The sequence below is a fragment of the Stenotrophomonas rhizophila genome, from assembly GCF_007667275.1.
GTDB classification, from domain to species: Bacteria; Pseudomonadota; Gammaproteobacteria; order Xanthomonadales; family Xanthomonadaceae; genus Stenotrophomonas; species Stenotrophomonas maltophilia_AE.
The window spans coordinates 971,326-989,521 of sequence record NZ_VDQT01000002.1; the positions used below are offsets into that span (position 1 = coordinate 971,326).

An 18,196-nucleotide genomic window follows, 5' to 3' on the forward strand; every position below is an offset into this window, starting at 1 on the left:
CCCCGGACCCGTCCATGTACACCATCCGCCGCGCCGGCCCCGAAGACGCACCGACCCTGTCGGTGCTGGCCACCCGTACCTTCGTGGAAACCTTCGGCCACCTCTACCCGCCGCAGGACCTGCAGGCCTTCCTCGACGAGGCCTACGCGGTCGAGCGCCAGAAGGTGATCCTGTCCCACCCCGACTACGCGGTCTGGCTGCTGGAGCGCGACGGCGTGGCCGTCGGCCATGCCGCGGCCGGGCCCTGCGGCCTGCCGCATGAGCAGGTGGAGGCCGGCGATGGCGAGCTCAAGCGCCTGTACCTGGTCCGGGACGAGCAGAGCTGCGGCTGGGGCAGCCGGCTGCTGGAAACCGCGCTGGCCTGGCTGGAGCGCGACGGCCCGCGCACCCTGTGGCTCGGGGTGTGGTCGGAAAACTTCGGCGCCCAGCGCTTCTACGCCCGCTACGGATTTGAAAAGGTGGGCACCTACGAATTCCCGGTAGGCCAGGTGCGCGACCTGGAGTACATCCTGCGGCGTCCGCCGCAGGCAAGCTGAACGGCCTGCGCGGTCGTTTATTCGGCGGCCCCGGCTTCACCCGCCGTTCCCCGGTCCATTTGTCTAATAGAACCGTGTTTCCCCGTTGGAACGGTTCCGCACCGGCTACGCTGCGCCCATGAATCCCCCCGTTTTACTGCTGCACGGCATCTGGAATGCCCGCGCCTGGGTTGGCCCGTTGGCCTGGCGCCTGCGCGCGCGCGGCTTCAGCGTCGACACCTTCGGCTACGCCAGCGTGTTCGGTGGGCCCGACGTGGCCGTGCCGCAACTGATGCAACGGCTCAAGGACACCGGCCCGGTGGCCCTGGTCGGGCACAGCCTGGGCGGGCTGGTCGCGCTGGAGGCGTTGCGCCGCCAGCCGGACCTGCCGGTGTCGCGGGTGGTCTGCCTGGGCTCGCCGCTGCGCGGCAGTGGCACCGCCCGCACCCTGGCCGAGCACGGCTGGTCGGCAGCGCTGGGGCGCAGCAGCGAGCTGCTGCTGGGCGGCCTGCCGAACTGGGAGGGCAGGGCGCAGGTCGGGCTGATCGCCGGCTCGGTGCCGCATGGCCTGGGCAGCCTGCTGGGGGCGATCGGCGATGCCTCCGATGGCACGGTGGCGCTGGACGAAACCCGCCTGCCGGGCCTGGCCGACCATTGCGTGGTGGCCGCCAGCCACAGCGGGCTGGTGTTCTCCCCCGACGCCGCCCGCCAGACCGCAGCCTTCCTGCGCGATGGCTGCTTTCGCCCGGACCGGGCCGCGCACGCCGCCTGAGCGGGCGATCAGGTAGAATCCGCGCCCTGTTCCTGACGCACGCACGGAAACACCCATGGGTAGAGGCCCTTCCATCGAAAACCGCAAAAACGCGTCTGACGCGAAGCGCGGCAAGATTTTCACCAAGATCATCCGTGAGATCGGCGTTGCCGCGCGCGGCGGTGGAGGCGACCCCAACAACAACCCGCGCCTGCGCGTGGCCATGGACAAGGGCCTGGCCTCGAACATGTCCAAGGACGTGATCGAACGGGCCATCAAGAAGGCCGCCGGCGAGCTGGAAGGCGTGGAGTACGAAGAGGTGCGCTACGAGGGCTATGCCCCCGGCGGCGTTGCCGTGATCGTGGACTGCCTGACCGACAACCGCGTGCGCACCGTGGCCGATGTCCGCCATGCGTTCAGCAAGTGCGGCGGCAACATGGGCACCGAAGGCTCGGTGTCGTTCATGTTCAAGCGCGTGGGCGTGCTGCACTTCGCCGGCGGCGCCAACGAAGACGCGGTGACCGAGGCGGCCATCGAGGCGGGCGCTGACGATGTGGTGGTCTACCCGGAGGACGGCGCCATCGACGTGCTGACCGCCGCGGACATGTACCACGCGGTCAAGGAGGCGATGGACGCCGCCGGACTGAAGCCGGACCACGCCGAGCTCACCTTCCGCGCCGACAACGACATCAAGGTCGAAGGCGACACCGCACTCCAGGTCAAGAAGATGCTGGACATGCTGGAAGACCTGGACGACGTGCAGGACGTGTTCTCCAACGCCGACCTCGGCGCGGATGCCTACGCCTGACGGCGTAACCCGACATGATCCGCATCCTCGGCATCGACCCCGGTTCGCAACGGACCGGGGTCGGCATCATTGACGTCGACCCGTCCGGCAAGGTGCTGCACGTGCACCACCTGCCGCTGGTGCTGCTGGGGGCGGACGACTTCCCGCAGCGGATGAAGCTGCTGGTGCTGGGGCTGAACGCGCTGATGGAAGAATACCGCCCGCAGGAAGTGGCCATCGAGAAGGTGTTCATGGCGCGCAACCCGGATTCGGCGCTGAAGCTGGGCCAGGCGCGCGGCGCGGCGATCTCGGCGGTGGTCATGCGTGACCTGCCGGTGCACGAGTACGCGGCCAGCGAGATCAAGCTGGCCGTGGTCGGGCGGGGCGGGGCGGAAAAGCAACAGGTCCAACACATGGTCGGGCTTATGCTCAACCTGAAAGCCAAGCTGCAGGCGGACGCCGCCGACGCGTTGGCGGTGGCCATCACCCATGCCCACGTACGGGCGACGGCGCAGCGCCTGGGCGTCAATGCACGCCAGGCGTGGAGCCGGAAATGAGGACATCTGCATGATTGGTCGTCTGCGTGGGATCGTGGCGTACAAGGCGCCGCCGTGGCTGCTGATCGACGTCAACGGGGTCGGCTATGAGCTGGAGGCGCCGATGAGCACCTTCTACGACCTGCCCGACCTGGGCCGCGAGGTGATCCTGTTCACCCACTATGCGCAGAAGGAAGACAGCGTGTCGCTGTACGGCTTCCTGCGCGAGGGCGAGCGCCGGCTGTTCCGCGACGTGCAGAAGGTCAGCGGGATCGGCGCGAAGATCGCGCTGGCGGTGCTGTCCGGGGTAAGCGTGGACGAGTTCGCGCGCATGGTGCAGGCCGGCGACATCACCGCACTCACCCGCATCCCGGGCATCGGCAAGAAGACCGCCGAACGCATGGTGCTGGAGCTGCGCGACCGCGCGGCCAACTTTGGCGGCGGCGGTGCACCGATCGCAGGTGCCGCGCCGGCCACCGACCCGGTGTCCGAAGCCACCGTGGCGCTGCAGCAGCTGGGCTACAAACCGGCCGAAGCGGCGCGCATGGCGCGCGATGCCAACAGCGAGGGCGACGATGTCGCCACCGTGATCCGCAAGGCCCTGCAGGCCGCGCTGCGCTGAGCGCGCTGGCCTGATCTTCCACCGACCGACATCCCCTCCGGAGTCCCATGTCCAGCTCTTCCACCCAGCACGAGAACGGCCACGCCGGGCACGGCCATGCGGCGCCGGGCGCCAGCGGCCTGGCCCTGATGGTCGGTGCGATCGGCGTGGTGTTCGGCGACATCGGCACCAGCCCGCTGTACACCCTGAAGGAAGCCTTCTCCGAACACTACGGGCTGGTGGGTAACCATGACACCGTGCTCGGCGTGCTGTCGCTGGCGTTCTGGGCGCTGATGCTGGTGGTGACGCTGAAGTACGTCACCATCATCATGCGCGCCGACAACGATGGCGAAGGCGGCATCATGGCGCTGATGGCGCTGACCCAGCGCACCATGCGCAACGGCTCGCGCTCGGCCTACGTGGTCGGCATCCTGGGCATCTTCGGAGCCTCGCTGTTCTTCGGCGACGGCGTGATCACGCCGGCCATCTCCGTGCTCGGCGCGGTGGAGGGCCTGGAAGTGGCCGCGCCCGGGCTGCACGCGTTCATCGTGCCGATCACCGTGGTGGTGCTGCTGCTGGTGTTCGCCGCGCAGCGCTTCGGCACCGAGAAGATCGGCAAGGCGTTCGGGCCGATCACCTCGGTGTGGTTCGTGTCGCTGGCCGCGATCGGCATCTGGAACATCGTCGATGCGCCGGAAGTGCTGAAGGCATTCAACCCGATCTGGGGCGTGCGCTTCTTCATGGACCATGGCTGGCACGGCATCTTCATCCTGGGCGCGGTGGTCCTGGCGGTCACCGGTGGCGAAGCGCTGTACGCGGACATGGGCCACTTCGGGGCCAAGCCGATCCGCCATGCCTGGTACTTCTTCGTGCTGCCGTGCCTGGTGCTGAACTACCTGGGGCAGGGCGCGCTGGTGCTCAACGACCCCGGCGCGGTGAAGAACCCGTTCTTCGAGGCGGTGCCGGACTGGGCGCTGTACCCGATGATCGTCCTGGCCACCATGGCTGCGGTGATCGCCTCGCAGTCGGTGATCACCGGTGCGTTCTCGGTCTCGCGCCAGGCCATGCAGCTGGGTTACATCCCGCGCATGCGCATCACCCACACCTCGCACGACACCATCGGCCAGATCTACATCCCCGGCATCAACTGGGGCATCGCGGTGATGGTGATCGGGCTGGTGCTGGCCTTCCGCAGCTCGTCCAACCTGGCGGTGGCCTACGGCATCTCGGTGTCGGCGACCATGCTGATCGATACCCTGCTGCTGGCCCTGGTGGCGCGCGCGCTGTGGCCGACCTCGCGTTACTGGATCATCCCGCTGTGCGTGGTGTTCTTCATCATCGACCTGGGCTTCGTGATCGCCAACGGCGCCAAGCTGCTGCAGGGCGCCTGGTTCCCGGTGGTGCTGGGCATCGTGCTGTTCACCATGATGCGTACCTGGCGGCGGGGTCGCGAGCTGCTGCGCGATGAGATCCGCAAGGATGGCATCCGCCTGGACACCTTCCTGCCCGGCCTGATGCTGGCCCCGCCGGTGCGCGTGCCGGGCACCGCAGTGTTTCTCACCGCCGATCCCTCGGTGGCTCCGCACGCGCTGATGCACAACCTCAAGCACAACAAGGTGCTGCACGAGCGCAACGTGTTCCTGCACGTGGAGACCCTGCCCATTCCGTACGCGATGGAAGGGCAGCGGCTAAAGATCGAGTCGGTGGGCGACGAGTTCTACCGGGTGTTCGTGCGCTTCGGCTTCATGGAGACCCCGGACGTACCGCTGGCGCTGATGCGCTCGTGCGACCACGGCGGGATCTACTTCGATCCGATGGACACCACCTTCTTCGCCAGCCGCGAAACCATTGTCGCCACCGCCAACCGCGGCATGCCGATCTGGCGCGACAAGCTGTTCGCGCTGATGCACCGGAACGCGGCCCCGGCGACGGGGTTCTTCCGGATCCCCGGAAATCGCCTCGTCGAGCTCGGTGCCCAGGTCGAGATCTGACCGGACGGCCGACCAACGGTCGGCCGCTACCCTCCATTTTCTTGATCCCGGGTAGGTGACGACCGTTGGTCGTCACGCTTTTTGCCGCATAATCGCGGGATGACCGACGACCGCATCATTGGTGCCGGTGCCACCCGCGAGGATGACACCACCGACGCCAGCATCCGCCCCAAGCGCATGGCCGATTACCTCGGCCAGGCGCCCGTGCGCGAGCAGCTGTCGATCTACATCGAAGCGGCCAAGGCCCGTGGCGATGCGCTGGACCATGTGCTGATCTTCGGGCCGCCGGGCCTGGGCAAGACCACCCTGAGCCACGTGATCGCCAACGAACTGGGCGTGGCGCTGCGGGTGACCTCCGGGCCGGTGATCGAAAAGGCCGGCGACCTGGCCGCGCTGCTGACCAACCTGCAGCCGCACGACGTGCTGTTCGTGGACGAGATCCACCGCCTGTCGCCGGTGGTGGAGGAAGTGCTGTACCCGGCGATGGAAGACTTCCAGATCGACATCATGATCGGCGAGGGCCCCGCGGCCCGCTCGATCAAGATCGACCTGCCGCCGTTCACCCTCATCGGCGCCACCACCCGCGCAGGCCTGCTGACCGCGCCGCTGCGCGACCGCTTCGGCATCGTGCACCGGCTGGAGTTCTACACCCCGGAAGAGTTGACGAAGATCGTCCGGCGTTCGGCCGCCATTCTCGGCATCGACTGCACCGCCGAAGGCGCGGCGGAGATCGCGCGGCGTTCGCGCGGCACCCCGCGTATCGCCAACCGGCTGCTGCGCCGCGTTCGCGACTATGCCCAGGTCAAGGCCGCCGGCCATATCGACCAGGACGTGGCCCAGGCCGCCATGCAGATGCTGAAAGTGGACCCGGAAGGCTTCGACGACCTCGACCGGCGCATGCTGCGTACCCTGATCGACTACTTCGACGGCGGCCCGGTGGGCGTGGAATCGATGGCCGCGGCGCTGTCCGAAGAGCGCGGCACGCTGGAAGACGTGGTCGAACCGTACCTGATCCAGCAGGGCTTCCTGGTGCGCACTGCGCGCGGCCGCATGGCCACGCACAAGGCTTACCGCCACCTCGGCCTGAAACCCAAGAACCCGCCCGCCGACCTGTTCGCGGAGGTGCCGGATGTCGGTTGACGCCCGGTTCAGTTGGCCGACACGCATATATTGGGAAGATACCGACGCTGGCGGGGTGGTCTACCACGCCCGCTACGTGGCCTTCATGGAACGGGCGCGCACCGAATGGATGCGGGCCCTGGGTTACGGCCAGGAACGCACCCGCACCGAGCATGGCCTGGTGTTCGCGGTCCGGTCGATGACCCTGGACTTCCTCAAGCCGGCGCGGCTGGACGACGCGCTGGACGTGACGGCCACGCTGGTGCAGTGCAAGCGCGCCAGCATGGTGTTCGACCAGGCAGTGCGTCGCGGCGATGAAACGCTGCTGACCGCGCAGGTCAGGATCGCGGCATTGGACGCTGCCACATTCAAACCGCGCGGCATGGACGATGTCCTCCATGCCGCGTTGAAACCCTACGTAATTCAAACAGCCGCATATTGAGGAACAACGGATGATCGGAATGCTCCTGGCCCTGCAGGCCACGGTGGTCGAAGCGCTGCCGCAGGAAGTCACCAGCGCCGCGTCGCAGACCGTCGCGCAAGCCGCGCACGGCGGTGGCATCAACTACCTGGACCTGATGATCAAGGCCAGCCTGCCGGTGAAGATCATCGTGCTGCTGCTGCTGGCCGGGTCGTTCATCAGCTGGGTGATCATCTTCCGCAAGGCGCGCGTGTTCAACGCCGCCAACCGCGAGGCCGACGAGTTCGAAAGCCGCTTCTGGTCCGGTGCCGACCTGGGCAAGCTCTACAGCGCCGCCACCGACCGCAACCGCAAGGTGGGTGGGCTGGAAGCGATCTTCGAAGCCGGCTTCCGCGAGTTCACCCGCCTGCGCGACAAGCGCCGCCTGGACGGCCGTGCCCAGCTGGAAGGCGCCCAGCGCGCCATGCGCACCACCTTCACCCGTGAAGTGGACCAGATGGAACGCAGCCTGGAGCTGCTGGCCAACATCGGTTCGACCGCACCGTACGTGGGCCTGGTCGGTACCGTGTTCGGCATCATGGTGACCATGCACGACATGATCAACAGCGGCGAGCAGGCCGGCATCGCCTCGGTCGCGCCGGGTATCTCCGAAGCGCTGTTCGCCACCGCCATCGGCCTGTTCGTGGCGATCCCCGCGGTGTGGGCCTACAACCGCTTCACCACCCGCGTCGAGCGCCTGTCGGTCCGCTATGAAACCTTCGCCGAAGAGTTCAGCTCGATCCTGCAGCGCCAGTCCGCGGGCGACGAGTAAGCGCCCAGCACAAGGATCACGCCATGACCGCTGCCATCGGCCGCCGCAAGCGCCGCAAGCTCAAATCCGAAATCAACGTCGTGCCGTACATCGACGTCATGCTGGTGCTGTTGATCATCTTCATGGTCACCGCGCCGCTGCTCACCCTGAGCTTTGAAGTGGACCTGCCCAGTTCGCAGGCCAAGGCGCTGGAAAGCAAGCAGGACCCGGTGATCGTCTCGGTACGCCTGGACGGCCAGCTCAGCCTGAAACTGCCCGAAGCCAAGGAGCCGGCGCCGATGGATCCGGCCCAGCTGCAGGCCCAGCTCGGCGCGCTCGCCGCGCAGGACAAGAACCTGCGCGTGATCGTGGCCGCCGACAAGGCCGTGGCCTACGAAAAAGTGGTCGCGGCCATGGACGTGATCAAGCGCGCCAACGTGGAAAAGGTGGGTCTGGCGACCGATGCACGCTGAAGCCCTGCCACCGCAGCGCCAGCCGGACGGCGAGTGGGGCCTGCCGATCGCCCTGGCGATCCTGGTCCACGTGCTGCTCGCGCTGGTGTTCATCGCCGCCTGGCTGTGGTCGCCACAGCGCAGCACCGAAGCCGCCGCGGGCGACCCCGCCATTGAAGCCAGCCTGCAGCTGAGCGCCTCCGAGGCCGCCGCCGCGCGCCAGGCGCTGCGCGCCTCGGAAAAACTGCCCGACCTGCCGGAGCCGGTGGCCGAGCCGGTTCCGATCGAGGAAGACACCGTCCCGCCGCCGCAGCCGCTGCCCGAGCCGCGCCCGCAGGACGCGCCGACCCCGCAGCAGCAGAACGCCCAGGAGCGCATCGCGCAGCCGGACACGGTCGACCAGGAGGCGGTCAACGCGCTCTCGATCTCGGCGGAGAAGGCCAAGCAGGAACAGGAAGCCAAGCGCCGCCAGGAGCAGATCGACCTGACCGAGCGCAAGCGCGTGGAAGAGGCCGAGCAGAAGCTGCGCCTGGCCAAGCAGCAGGAAGCGGCCGAGCAGAAGAAGAAGCTGGCCGAGCAGGAACAGAAGGCCAACGACGTAAAAGCCGAGGCCGAGCGCCAGAAGAAGATCGCCGAGATCCGCAGCCGCCGCGAGGCAGCCGAGAAGGAAGCCAAGCTGGCCGAGCAGAAGCTGCGCCAGGTCACGGCCGCGCGGGCCGCGGCGGGGCAGGCCAGCGCCGGTTCCAGCGGTGCATCGCAGCCGGCCGCCGGTGGCGGCGGGACCAGCGACGACCTGTCCGCCAAGTACGCCGCCGCCATCCAGCAAAAGGTGCTGGCGCAGTGGCAGCGCCCGGACTCGGTGCCGCTGGGGCAGAAATGCCAGATCGTGATCACCCAGATCCCGGGCGGCCAGGTGCTGCAGGCCAAGGTCAGCCCGAGCTGTCCGTTCGACGAGGCCGGCAAGCGCTCGATCGAAGCGGCCGTGCTGAACGCCCAGCCGCTGCCCTACCGTGGCTTCGAGAGCGTGTTCGCGCGCACGGTCAACTTCAACTTCACCGCCCAGGATCGTTGATCCCGGGCGGTCGGTTTCGTTAATGGCCCGTGATTTCCCGCCGGGCACCACTCGGATTTCACACCCGGTTGGTTCATGATTGCGAAACTGTTCACCGCACTGCTGTTATCCCTCGTTCTGGTTTTCCCCCTATAGAGCGCCCATGAAGAAGATGCCTCGCTGGTTTGCCGTGTTCGCGGCTTTGTTGTTCCTGCCTTTCGCCGCCGCTGCGCAGCAGAGGGGCCTGGATATCGACATCATCGGCGGCAACGCCTCCGCGCTGCCCATCACCGTGGTGCCGATGCCCTACCAGGGTTCGGGCGCCGCCCCGCAGACCGACGTGGCGCAGGTGGTTCGCGCCGACCTGGAGCGCTCGGGCCAGTTCCGCACCCTTCCCGAAGCCCAGATCGTCGAAAAGCCGACCCGTGGCAGCGAGATCCAGTTCGCCACCTGGCGCGCGCTGAAGCAGAACTACATCGTCGTCGGCCGGGTCATGGACGCCGGTGCCGGCGCCTACCGCGTCGAGTACGAGCTGTATGACGTGCCCAAGGGCGAGCGCCTGCTGGGCCTGGCGATGACCGCCCGTGGCAATGCCATGCGCGACGTCGCCCACCAGATGGCCGACGCCATCTACGAAAAGATCACCGGTGTGCGCGGCGCCTTCTGGACCCGCATCGCCTATGTCACCGCCAGCGGCAAGGGCGATGCCATGCGCTACGCGCTGATGGTGGCCGACTCGGACGGCTACAACCCGCAGACCATCGTGCGCTCGGCCGAACCGCTGCTGTCGCCGTCGTGGAGCCCGGATGGCAACCGCCTGGCCTACGTGAGCTTCGAGCGTGGCAACTCGGCGATCTACATCCAGAACATCGCCACCGGCGCCCGTGAGCTGGTGACCAGCTTCCGCGGCATCAACAGCGCCCCGTCGTTCTCGCCGGATGGCCGCCGCCTGGCCCTGTCGCTGTCGCGCAGCGGCAATCCGGAAATCTATGTCATGGACCTGGGCAGCAAGCAGCTCACCCAGCTCACCAACCATTTCGCCATCGACACCGAGCCGACCTGGAGTGCTGACGGTTCCAGCGTCTACTTCACCTCCGACCGTGGCGGCCGCCCGCAGATCTACCAGGTCTCCGCCGGCGGTGGCAGCGCCTCCCGCGTGACCTTCCAGGGCAACTACAACGCCACCCCGAGCATCTCCTACGACGGCAAGAAGCTGATCGTGGCACAGGGCAGCGGCAACACCTACAAGATCGCGATGATGGACAGCAGCCTGGGCTCGCCGCGCTGGAGCACGCTGTCGCCGGGCTCGCTGGATGAGTCGCCGACCTTCGCCCCCAACGCAAGCATGGTGCTGTACGCCGCCCGCGAAGGTGGTCGTGGGGTTCTGTATGCGGTATCGGCCGACGCGCGCGTCCGCCAGCGCCTGGTGCTGGCCGACGGTGATGTTCGCGAACCTTCGTGGTCGCCATACCGTACAAAGCGCTAACAGAGTGTTAAGATCCCCACCGTATTCATCCCACATCCGGCTTTAGGAGCCTCAAAGGTATTTCATGAACAAGACCTCCCGCGTTTTGCTTGTCTCCCTGTTGTCCGTGGCCGTCCTGGCCGGTTGCTCCAAGAAGGTCAAGGAAGTTCCGGAAGCTCCGGTTGACACCGGCAGCACCACCCAGCCGACCGGCCCGTCGACCTCCGGCCTGTACGGCCCGGGCGACCTGGACACCGATGCCTGCCTGCGTCAGCGCGTTGTGTACTTCGACCTGGACCAGGAAGACATCAAGTCCGAGTTCCAGGCGATCATGGCGTGCCACGCCAAGTACCTGCGTGACCGTCCGTCGGCCCGCATCACCCTGCAGGGTCACACCGACGAGCGCGGTTCGCGTGCGTACAACCAGGCCCTGGGCGAGCGTCGTGGCAATGCCGTGAGCTCGGCCCTGCAGGCCAACGGTGGTTCGGCTTCGCAGCTGACCGTCGTGTCCTACGGCGAAGAGCGTCCGGTCTGCACCGAGTCGGGCGAAGCCTGCTGGTCGCAGAACCGTCGCGCCGAAATCGTCTACACCGCGCAGTAATCCATGCGCATCGGCATCAAAACCCTGATGCTGGTCGTTGCGGCAGCCCTCGTGGCTGCCGCACCGGCGCAGGCCCAGCGGCAGAGCCTGGCCGACCGTGTTGGCGCACTCGAGCAGCAGGCCTACAACAACAGCTCCAACCAGGACCTGTTGAACCAGGTCAACCAGCTGCGTCAGCAGATGCAGCAGCTGCAGAGCACGCTTGAGCAGCTCCAGCACGAAAACGCCCAGTTGAAGCAGACCTCGCAGGACCAGTACCTGGACCTGGACGGACGTCTGAACCGCATTGAAGGGGGCAGCGCCCCGATCCTTCCGGCCGCTCCGGCCGCGAATGCTCCCGCCGCCGCACCCAAGCCCGCCCTACCGGCAGCGGCCGCCACCGAGCGGCCGCCTTCCGTGCATGGCGACCCGGGCAGCCTGGCCGCCAGTGGCGACGAGCGCACCGCCTACAACGTCGCCTTCGATTCGCTCAAGGCCGGCAAGTACGACGACTCGGCGCAGCTGTTCCTGAGCTTCCTCGAGCTGTACCCGAACGGCGTCTACACCCCCAATGCCCTGTACTGGCTGGGTGAGAGCTACTACGCCACCCGCAATTACCCGCTCGCCGAGGCGCAGTTCCGCGACCTCCTGGCGCGCTATCCGACCCATGACAAGGCCTCCGGTGGCCTGCTCAAGGTCGGCCTTTCGCAGTATGGCGAAGGGAAAATCGACGAAGCCCAGGCCACCCTGGAGCAGGTCGTCAGCACCTATCCCGGCTCGGACGCAGCGCGCACCGCGCAGGACCGTCTGCAGGCCATCCGCCTCGGCCAGCAGATCCGCTGAGGCCCCCACCGGCCAAGGCCGGTATACTCCCCGGTTGGCGCCGACGCGATCGGCCCACCGTGCCGGCCGCACCGACACCTTATCCGCGTAGAGCCAGGCCCTGCCTGGCTGCTCTCGTTTCCGAATTCCGCACCACCACAGCGCCCATGACCACCCCCCTGTCCGCCGCCGTCACTACCCCCAGCGAGATCGTGCAATCCCCCCTGCCACGGCTGAAGATCACCGAGATCTTCACCTCCCTGCAGGGCGAAGCCGATACCGCCGGCTGGCCGACCGTGTTCGTGCGCCTGACCGGCTGCCCGCTGCGCTGCACCTACTGCGACACCGCGTACGCCTTCCACGGTGGCACCTGGTGGGACATCGACGCCATCGTGGCCGAAGTGCTGGCCCAGGGCGTGCACCACGTCTGCGTGACCGGCGGTGAGCCGCTGGCGCAGAAGCGCTGCCTGGTGCTGCTGGAGAAGCTGTGCGAGGCCGGCCTGGACGTTTCGCTGGAGACCTCCGGCGCGCTGGACGTGAGCGCGGTGGACCCGCGGGTGTCGCGCGTGGTCGATCTCAAGACCCCCGGCTCCGGCGAAATGGCGCGCAACCGCCTGGACAACCTGCCGCTGCTGACCCGCCGCGACCAGATCAAGTTCGTGCTGTGCAGCCGTGAGGATTACGAGTGGGCCCGCGCCATGGTCCGCGAGCATCGCCTCAACGAGCGCTCCATGGTGCTGTTCTCGCCCAGCAAGGGCCAGGTCAGCCCGCGCGAGCTGGCCGACTGGATCGTCGAAGACCGCCTGCCGGTGCGCTTCCAGATGCAGCTCCACAAGATCCTATGGGACGACGAGCCCGGGCGATGAGCCTGTTCGACCTCCCTTGATGTACCGGCGCGGGACAGCGTGCTGGCTTTCCCGCAACCCACCGGAAACACCCTCATGAAGAATGCAGTTGTCCTCCTGTCCGGCGGCATGGATTCCGCCGCTGTCGTCGCCATCGCCCGCGAGCAGGGCTTCGCCGTGCACGCCCTGAGCGTACGCTATGGCCAGCGCCATACCTCGGAACTGGACGCCGCCGCCGCCGTGGCCCAGGCCCTGGGCGTGGTCGCGCACAAGACCGTCAACGTCGACCTGCGCAGCATCGGCGGCTCGGCCCTGACCGACGACATCGACGTGCCCGAAGCGGGCGGCGAGGGCATTCCGGTCACCTACGTGCCCGCGCGCAACACCATCATGCTGTCGGTGGCGTTGGGCTGGGCCGAAGTGCTGGGCGCCAATGACATCTTCTGCGGCGTCAACGCGGTGGACTATTCCGGCTACCCCGACTGCCGCCCCGAGTTCATCAGCGCCTTCCAGACCCTGGCCAACCTCGCCACCAAGGCGGGCGTGGAAGGGGCGGGCATCCAGGTGCACGCGCCGCTGCAGTTCCTGAGCAAGGCCGACATCGTGCGTGAAGGCGTGCGCCTGGGCGTGGACTTCGGCCTGACCGTGTCCTGCTACAACGCCGACGCCACCGGCGCGGCCTGCGGCCACTGCGACGCCTGCCGCCTGCGCGCCCAGGGCTTCGCCGACGCCGGCGTGGCCGACCCGACCCGCTACGCCTGATCGCGACGGGGTACGCCTGCGCCGCAAGATGGGTTAGAATGCGCACCCCCGGCGTGAAGTCGGGGCATGCAATGGGCCGTTAGCTCAGTCGGTAGAGCAGAAGACTTTTAATCTTTTGGTCGATGGTTCGAATCCATCACGGCCCACCAATTGCATCAACGACTTAGGCGCCCGAGGGGCGCCTTTTTTGTGGTCGTGGAAAAATTGGCGGAAATATTGCGATGTTTCACGCCTGCGAGCGGCCTGGCCAGGTGGCTGACCGAAGTGCATCAACACCTCCCAGTGGCTCACCGGCGGAAGCGAACGAATGCACGCTTGGCCAGGTACAACACGTTCCCGATCAGCCCGGCATCCTGGGCCTTGCGCAGCGCGGTGTTCTCCGCGTACAGCGAGGTGATGTGGTTGTCGCGCTGCTGGAGCAGATCGCGGATGTGAGCTACGTCCGCACAGTCCAGCCGATGTCCATCCATTATGCGGTCGGGTAGCTGGCGTTTGACGTACAGCGTCGTGTGGCGGTCGGCAGGCTCTGACGGCGGCCGTTGTCGGCTGTAGAAATAGAGCGCAATCGAGCGCCGGGTCAGTCCGATCTCGGTCGGTGGCAGCTGGATGGCGTTGAAGCCGTGCCACGAGCGCTCAGATGTCTCGAACAGGACGCCCCGATTGAACGTGGGGGTGATGGAAACGTCAGGACATGCTGACGCATGAGGGTCCCGGAAAAGTTCGAAGCAACCGCCCCACTGGGGCTCCCACGAGGGATTGAGGTAGATCAGCAGGTTCAGCCGGCGGTGCCAGCGCTCGCTGGGGTGGTAGTTGAAGTCGACATGGGGATCCAGGCTCACACCGTTGTGGCTCTCATGGGTGCCGCCTCCCAGGTACCAGGGATCGTAGAGCAAGCCGGAAATGCCCGTGACCTGCGACAGCCATTGCAGAAACTCAGGCGACTTGATGGCGGCATCGAGCTGCTCGTACGCGGGACCCAGGCCTTTCACCCTTTCCATCGTGGACTTGCCGCCGGGCTGGCCGTCGTCGCCCATTCGATTGCCTTGCTCGAACGCCGGGAATTCTGCTTGAAGGCGCGCTATGAATGCTGGCGCAAAAAACTGTTCGATCACCAGGTTGGGGAAAGGTTTGGCGGATCGAAAGCGCGTCGATAGCGTTCGTACATCCCGAAGAAGATTCGGATTCAGGATGGAACCAAGGTCGTGATTCTGCATATGTCCCAGGTGCGGCAACGCACACCTGCCTCCACGAGTTGCGTTGGTCGCAATGGTACGGACCACTTAACTGCGTATCCCCAAACCCAAGCGGACCGACGGTGGTCGGTCCGCAAATGGTCGGGAAAATGGCGTTGGCAGCCCCTTACAGTGCAGAACGTGCAACGTACGTGCAGGTTGCCTCGGCTGTCGTAGTCGGCTGGCACCATCAGAGATCCTTGCGTGGCGGTTTCACGAGCGGTACTTCGTGGTCGTACCGCTGACGCATGGCTTCGGTCCGGTGACCGCCGGCGGCCTTGTTCTCGCTGTCGGTGATGCCCCGATGCTTCAGGCCGTGCAGCGAAAACCGCTCGCTCTCATCGATGACGCCAGCGCTGATCGCCTCGGTTATTAGCCGCTGCCAGGCGGTATCGATCGAAGCAGTACTTCACGCGGATTGTTTGCCTGTCCGTCTGCAGCCACCATCTTTGCGATCTCTGTCGGTGGATAGGCCTTTGATGTCCTTCCCCATCTGCCCGAATGCCTCCCGGAGAATCGAAGTGCACAACTGTTTTGATGTCGGCCATCGCTGACTCGAATGCCATCGTGTCCTTCACCGGGCGAAGCTTTGGCTCAGTTTGCGGGACCGCGGCGCAACGGGCTCCACCTCACGGGTCAGGCCGTGCACGCCCCGCTGTGCCATCGGGTGAGCAGCTGCGGTCTCCTGGATCGCCTTCTGGTGCTGGCGGTACGCGCCTGATATCTCGTTGCGCAGCGTTGAGGCGGCGGAAAGCATCCTGCTGTTGTCGCAGGCTACCGGCCGATGCCTTGCTGCCATTGAGAACCTTGCGAAAGGGCGCGCCGGCCGAGTACTTGAGGGTGCACGTTGGCCCTGCTCATGGCGCAGCGCCGTCAAGGACAATTAGACGTCGGGCTTCCCGGAAACGCCATTGAACACCGTCGCCACGAGCTGGCACAGGATGCACAGTGCCCACACTATCCCCAAGAGTATTGGAGTAAGGATCAGCAGTGAAATGATGATGAAGATCACCATGCCCATATGTTGGCTTCTCCCGTTGTCCTACCGTTCCCGGTCCGCACGGGATTTTGGGTATCCCATGATTCTGTTCAAGATGCCGCCGGCGAGAAGGCCTACTGTAACGATGAGCCCTAAGCCGACAGCTAGCATCATCACGCCAACGACAGCCAACAAGATTGACATGATGATGTCCAGGCGCGTCTAGCCCCCAGTCTTGCGAGAAAGCAGCCGACGCAGCTTCCCCGCCTCGTCCGCAAGAATGTTCAGCACCATAAAGAGAAAGCCGGTGCGCCACATCACGACCAGGAGGAAGGCGAGGACGACGTACAGAGCCAGCATGCCGATCAGCAGGGCGGAGAAATTGTTCATGGGAAGAATTTATCACCGCTGCTCAGTTCCACTTCGTCCCCCCGCGCACGCTCTCGCCACTCAATCAGTTCAATCAGGGACATCTGCGACAGCTCACTCAGGCTGAAAGCGAAGACTGTCGCAATGTCGGCTATGAACTCCTCTACGCAGACAGGGATTCCCGCTGCGACTTCGACAAGAAAAACCCGCCCACCTCGGTGGCGATGGTGACCAGGTCGGCAGGGTCCAGCTCCCACGTCAGCGGCCGTCAACGCTGGGCTGCTGACGCGCGGCACCAGCAGCGCCAGCGCGCTCACGTCCATCTGCAGCAGGTCGGCCAGCTTGATGCCGTGCAATTCGCCGGCGTTCGGTCGGCGCAGGTGCAGGGTCGTGATGACCTGGTCGCCGCGTGAAATCGGCGCGTCCAGGACGATGTTGGAAAGTGGGGTATTCGTCACCTTCCCGGATGTCGTATCCAGCTCAGCGGACGTGTCGGTCGATTGGTTAGTCAGGTTCACGGGTGTTCTTTGGTAATTGACGAGGGGCCAGCTCAATAGCCGATGGCGCGGCGCTGCCCAGCGAGCATATTCACTCCGTTGACTTTGAACACCATGCCGACCATGTCGATCTCGATCTCGGCACGACCGTTGACACTCAGCTTGTAGTAACTGGCGGCAGCCTTCACGGCGAACTCGGTGTCGTCGCCGACCTTGCCGGTACCGGGTCGATCTCGCTATGGCGGCCACGGATCACGACTTCGACGGCATCGGTCTCGCCGCTGTCCTCGCGCTGGCAGGCGTCGGCGAAGCGCAGCTGCACGCCGTTGTGGGCCACCGCGTCGTACTGGCGCAGCACTTCGCGCATCAGGCCGCCACACTTCCACTCGGCCTCGATCTTCTCTTGGCCCATGACGATGCTGATGGGGCCCGCCATGCCGGCGGCACGGTACTCCTCCATCTTGCGGGTCAGGGTGGGCAGCTTGAACTCTGGCGAATAGCGACATTGCGCAAGGTCATCCCGGACCGCCTGGCCTGCGCGATGCTTCACTCCAAATGGCCGCCCGGTGTCATCGCGCGTGAAGAGGGTAAATGCGATTTCTGCGGCGGTTGGGAGGACTGATTCCGTCGTGAGGCAGCCACGCAGGGCGTGGCTCTACTACACTTCGTGCATCCCGGTAGCTCCCGGGCGCTGACATGTGCTCTCCAGTGAAGATTCTCCTGACAGGAAGTTCTGGCCGGGTGGGTCGCGCCATCTTTGGCGCGTTGGCCTCCCGCCACGATGTGGTGGGCATCGACCGCAGTCCGTTTGCGACCACGCGTCACGTGGCAGATTTCACCGACACCCGCATTCTGTCCAAAGCGCTGCAGGGCGTGGATGCGGTCATCCACGCCGCCGCGCTGCATGCGCCGCACGTCGGGCTGTTCAGCGACAGCGAGTTCCAACGAATCAATGTGGAAGGCACCCGCACGTTGGCGATGCTGGCCCGCGATGCGGGGGTGGGGCGGCTGGTCTTTACCAGCACCACCGCGCTGTACGGGCACGCGATCGTGCCCGGGCGGTGTACCTGGGTGGACGAGGACACGCCGCCGCTGCCGAAGACCGTTTACCACCGCTCCAAGCTCGCCGCCGAGCAGTGGCTGGAAGAGGCTGCGGGACCGGACCTGCAGGTGCGGGTGATCCGGATGTCGCGCTGCTTCCCGGAAACACCCGACCGCATGCTGCTGTACCGTCTGCACCGGGGCATCGACGTGCGCGATGTCGCCGACGCGCACGTCGCGGCGCTGGGCAACGGCGGCCCCGCGTTTCAGCGCTACCTTGCCAGTGGCTGGACGCCGTTCCAGCGCGAAGACTGCGACGCTCTGGTCAGCCGGCCGCGTGACGTGCTGGCCCTGCGCTGCCCTCAGTGGCTGGCCGAATACGACCGGCGCGGCTGGTCGCTGCCGGTAGTGGATCGGATCCATGATCCACGCGCGGCCAGCGTCGGGCTGCAGTGGCGCAGTTGGCGTGGACCCGAATCGATCCTGGCGCAGCTGGAGGCCGGCAGCATCGAAGTCCTGCCGGAGTCCGCACGCACGGACGACTGCACGATTGAATAGGGACGCGCGTACACGCGGCCTGGGCGTCGCAT

20 protein-coding genes, 1 tRNA gene and 3 pseudogenes are annotated in these 18,196 nt (G+C 66.3%); 18 read left to right on the forward strand and 6 right to left on the reverse strand.

The annotated features are described in order from the left end of the window. The first annotated feature begins 14 nt into the window (after positions 1-14). The 17 genes from FSZ13_RS10295 (at position 15) to FSZ13_RS10375 (ending at position 13,637) form a co-directional block, all read left to right on the forward strand. Complete coding sequence (locus FSZ13_RS10295) at positions 15-536, forward strand: GNAT family N-acetyltransferase (protein WP_145479418.1); 522 nt, start codon at positions 15-17, stop codon at positions 534-536. Positions 537-654: 118 nt separating this feature from the next. Then, positions 655-1,287, forward strand: coding sequence for an esterase/lipase family protein (locus FSZ13_RS10300; RefSeq protein WP_145479419.1), 633 nt, complete (start codon positions 655-657; stop codon positions 1,285-1,287). Between the two features lie 55 nt (positions 1,288-1,342). Beyond that, a complete protein-coding gene (locus FSZ13_RS10305; RefSeq protein WP_145479420.1) occupies positions 1,343-2,074 on the forward strand; it encodes a YebC/PmpR family DNA-binding transcriptional regulator in 732 nt (243 codons plus the stop codon). Positions 2,075-2,088: 14 nt separating this feature from the next. Further along, on the forward strand, positions 2,089-2,610 hold the full coding sequence (gene ruvC, locus FSZ13_RS10310) for a crossover junction endodeoxyribonuclease RuvC (protein ID WP_145479421.1): 522 nt from the start codon (positions 2,089-2,091) through the stop codon (positions 2,608-2,610). Positions 2,611-2,620: 10 nt separating this feature from the next. Next, entirely contained in the window at positions 2,621-3,211 is a 591-nt protein-coding gene (gene ruvA / locus FSZ13_RS10315) for a Holliday junction branch migration protein RuvA (protein ID WP_145479422.1), read from the forward strand. A 47-nt stretch (positions 3,212-3,258) separates the two neighbouring features. After that, complete coding sequence (locus tag FSZ13_RS10320) at positions 3,259-5,181, forward strand: potassium transporter Kup (protein ID WP_428999981.1); 1,923 nt, start codon at positions 3,259-3,261, stop codon at positions 5,179-5,181. 99 nt (positions 5,182-5,280) lie between these two features. Further along, positions 5,281-6,321, forward strand: coding sequence for a Holliday junction branch migration DNA helicase RuvB (gene ruvB, locus FSZ13_RS10325; RefSeq protein WP_145479423.1), 1,041 nt, complete (start codon positions 5,281-5,283; stop codon positions 6,319-6,321). Continuing rightward, entirely contained in the window at positions 6,311-6,742 is a 432-nt protein-coding gene (ybgC, locus tag FSZ13_RS10330) for a tol-pal system-associated acyl-CoA thioesterase (RefSeq protein WP_145479424.1), read from the forward strand. Before ruvB ends, ybgC begins: the two co-directional genes overlap by 11 nt. A 10-nt stretch (positions 6,743-6,752) precedes the next feature. Beyond that, positions 6,753-7,532 (forward strand): protein TolQ, encoded by a 780-nt coding sequence (gene tolQ / locus FSZ13_RS10335; RefSeq protein ID WP_145479425.1) that lies wholly within the window; start codon positions 6,753-6,755, stop codon positions 7,530-7,532. Positions 7,533-7,555: 23 nt separating this feature from the next. After that, positions 7,556-7,984, forward strand: coding sequence for a protein TolR (gene tolR / locus FSZ13_RS10340; RefSeq protein ID WP_145479426.1), 429 nt, complete (start codon positions 7,556-7,558; stop codon positions 7,982-7,984). After that, positions 7,974-9,035: a cell envelope integrity protein TolA gene (tolA, locus tag FSZ13_RS10345; RefSeq protein ID WP_145479427.1), complete on the forward strand. Its 1,062-nt coding sequence runs from the start codon at positions 7,974-7,976 to the stop codon at positions 9,033-9,035. Before tolR ends, tolA begins: the two co-directional genes overlap by 11 nt. Before the next feature lie 142 nt (positions 9,036-9,177). Continuing rightward, positions 9,178-10,500 (forward strand): Tol-Pal system beta propeller repeat protein TolB, encoded by a 1,323-nt coding sequence (gene tolB, locus FSZ13_RS10350; protein ID WP_145479428.1) that lies wholly within the window; start codon positions 9,178-9,180, stop codon positions 10,498-10,500. A 64-nt stretch (positions 10,501-10,564) separates the two neighbouring features. Continuing rightward, entirely contained in the window at positions 10,565-11,080 is a 516-nt protein-coding gene (gene pal, locus FSZ13_RS10355) for a peptidoglycan-associated lipoprotein Pal (protein WP_145479429.1), read from the forward strand. Positions 11,081-11,089: 9 nt separating this feature from the next. Further along, complete coding sequence (ybgF, locus tag FSZ13_RS10360) at positions 11,090-11,902, forward strand: tol-pal system protein YbgF (RefSeq protein ID WP_428999988.1); 813 nt, start codon at positions 11,090-11,092, stop codon at positions 11,900-11,902. 146 nt (positions 11,903-12,048) lie between these two features. After that, positions 12,049-12,747 carry a 7-carboxy-7-deazaguanine synthase QueE gene (gene queE / locus FSZ13_RS10365; RefSeq protein ID WP_145479431.1) on the forward strand — a complete coding sequence of 233 codons (699 nt, stop codon included), beginning with the start codon at positions 12,049-12,051 and terminating at the stop codon, positions 12,745-12,747. Positions 12,748-12,822: 75 nt separating this feature from the next. Beyond that, the gene (gene queC, locus FSZ13_RS10370) at positions 12,823-13,488 is read left to right on the forward strand and encodes a 7-cyano-7-deazaguanine synthase QueC (RefSeq protein ID WP_145479432.1); all 666 of its coding nucleotides are present in this window, start codon (positions 12,823-12,825) and stop codon (positions 13,486-13,488) included. A 73-nt stretch (positions 13,489-13,561) separates the two neighbouring features. After that, positions 13,562-13,637: transfer RNA gene (locus FSZ13_RS10375), tRNA-Lys, on the forward strand. Between the two features lie 138 nt (positions 13,638-13,775). Here the strand turns inward: FSZ13_RS10375 and FSZ13_RS10380 are convergent. The 6 genes and pseudogenes from FSZ13_RS10380 to FSZ13_RS18815 all read right to left on the reverse strand — a co-directional run. Beyond that, positions 13,776-14,702: a 2OG-Fe(II) oxygenase gene (locus FSZ13_RS10380; protein ID WP_145479433.1), complete on the reverse strand. Its 927-nt coding sequence runs from the start codon at positions 14,700-14,702 to the stop codon at positions 13,776-13,778. A 208-nt stretch (positions 14,703-14,910) separates the two neighbouring features. Then, positions 14,911-15,123, reverse strand: a pseudogene (locus FSZ13_RS18860) (integrase); the annotation flags it as partial. Between the two features lie 798 nt (positions 15,124-15,921). Then, positions 15,922-16,089: a hypothetical protein gene (locus tag FSZ13_RS18385; RefSeq protein ID WP_186308890.1), complete on the reverse strand. Its 168-nt coding sequence runs from the start codon at positions 16,087-16,089 to the stop codon at positions 15,922-15,924. Beyond that, a complete protein-coding gene (locus FSZ13_RS18620; RefSeq protein WP_260844154.1) occupies positions 16,086-16,247 on the reverse strand; it encodes a GpE family phage tail protein in 162 nt (53 codons plus the stop codon). Before FSZ13_RS18620 ends, FSZ13_RS18385 begins: the two co-directional genes overlap by 4 nt. Then, a pseudogene (locus FSZ13_RS18625) lies at positions 16,232-16,526 on the reverse strand (phage tail assembly protein). Before FSZ13_RS18625 ends, FSZ13_RS18620 begins: the two are co-directional and overlap by 16 nt. A 92-nt stretch (positions 16,527-16,618) precedes the next feature. Then, a pseudogene (locus FSZ13_RS18815) lies at positions 16,619-17,055 on the reverse strand (phage major tail tube protein); the annotation flags it as partial. A gap of 206 nt (positions 17,056-17,261) precedes the next feature. Here FSZ13_RS18815 and FSZ13_RS10400 point away from each other — a divergent pair. Then, positions 17,262-18,164, forward strand: coding sequence for an NAD-dependent epimerase/dehydratase family protein (locus tag FSZ13_RS10400; RefSeq protein WP_260844143.1), 903 nt, complete (start codon positions 17,262-17,264; stop codon positions 18,162-18,164). The last annotated feature ends 32 nt before the right edge of the window (positions 18,165-18,196 follow it).